General features: G+C 33.4%; 2 protein-coding genes. Both read left to right on the top strand.

Translation table 11 applies throughout. The features are described 5' to 3' along the window. The first annotated feature begins 189 nt into the window (after nt 1–189). Nucleotides 190–768 carry a hypothetical protein gene (locus tag HHA41_RS12950; RefSeq protein WP_228284192.1) on the top strand — a complete coding sequence of 193 codons (579 nt, stop codon included), beginning with the start codon at nt 190–192 and terminating at the stop codon, nt 766–768. Beyond that, nucleotides 761–1219, top strand: coding sequence for a hypothetical protein (locus tag HHA41_RS12945; protein ID WP_228284191.1), 459 nt, complete (start codon nt 761–763; stop codon nt 1217–1219). The genes HHA41_RS12950 and HHA41_RS12945 overlap by 8 nt, the downstream gene beginning before the upstream one ends. Nucleotides 1220–1349: the final 130 nt, after the last annotated feature.

The following is a 1349-nucleotide window of genomic DNA, read 5'->3' as shown; positions in this document are numbered from 1 at the left end:
TTCATGCAGAATCTCCTGCTCGTATCTTAAGAGAAAATTCTACTTTTAGATCCTATTATTTTTAGGGGGGATTACCCTGAGAGCTTTTGATTTTTTTAATTTTTTGCCACTCATACTGAATTAACATACAAGTAAAATCAAAATTGATAAATATCCAGAAAATCAATATTTATACTAGAGCAAGCTTGTATGAATTTTATGAAAAATATACGAGTAACAACAGGGGTAATAATGTTTAAGTCTATTTTATTAGGATCTTTTTGCTTAATAGCTTTAAGTGCCTGCGGTGGAGAAAATGATTCCTCAGCACCACAAAATGAAAAAATAACGACAAAAGAGCAAGTCTTTCAGAAATTAGAGGATGAAGGGAAATTACCAAAACTTGAAAGAACAGATTCAATTTTAGGGATTGATAAGGACCAAAATGGCATCCGTGATGATATTGACGCTCATATTGAACAAAAATATAAAGATGAAATTGAAAAAAAAGCGGTTCAACAATTTGCAAGGAATAGTCAGCAAAAAATGGCTGTTAATTTAGAGAATGAAGTTGAATTACAAGCATCATCTTATGAAGCTGATAGAGCAACGACTTGTGTTTATAAAACATTCAAAAATAACCCGAATATAGACGCATCCGATGTAATTGATGAAATAGGAAATATGACTACAAATACCAAAAAACGCCTACAGGCTTATTACAAATATAGTGATGCTTTAGATGGCTTTGTGTTCACGATACCACAAAGAGATTACTGCGATGAATAAGAAAATTCATTTGAGTGCCATTTCTCTTTTAATGGTTGCATCTAGCATCACTAATGCTACAGACGATGTAAATGATTTGTGCAACAAGTCTGATATAACTATAGCCTATTTCAATGGTGTTCTTACGGATGAGAAAACAGCTCGTAAGAATCTTAATGAAATAGAAGAACGCTATAGTGACCAATCACCATCAGGTGAAAACATCAAATACCAAGTAATGTACAACAAAAGTCAATTCCTCTCTGATTTTGTGGAAACTTTTTATCAACGATTCTCAGAAGAAACCATAGGTGATCGTTGGGAATTATATACTGAAATAATAAAGCAACAGTTCCAAAACAATAACGGAAAAACTTGGCTTGGTCATATTAACGACGCTCTAACCGTAATAGCGACAGTACCTAGATTTGCTTTTGATTTAATTCAAAGAGAGGTGGTTCCACTTGTTTGAACAACTAAAAGCGTATTTATAAGTGATATTCCGCTCTAGTTAAGCCACCTTGATTTTGTTGGGGTAGCTGATCATAGTAAAACTCATTTGGTGTCATTTTGTCTAGACTCGAATGAGGTCGTTTCAGATT

The sequence above is a fragment of the Acinetobacter sp. A1 genome (genome assembly GCF_012371315.1).
Classification (GTDB): Bacteria; Pseudomonadota; Gammaproteobacteria; order Pseudomonadales; family Moraxellaceae; genus Acinetobacter.
This window is presented reverse-complemented; position numbering and strand designations above follow the sequence as displayed.

Excerpts from the sequence above, each read along its gene's own strand:
- HHA41_RS12950 (WP_228284192.1), top strand. The coding sequence starts at position 190 with ATGAATTTTATGAAAAATATACGAGTAACAACAGGGGTAATAATGTTT.
- HHA41_RS12945 (WP_228284191.1), top strand. The coding sequence starts at position 761 with ATGAATAAGAAAATTCATTTGAGTGCCATTTCTCTTTTAATGGTTGCA.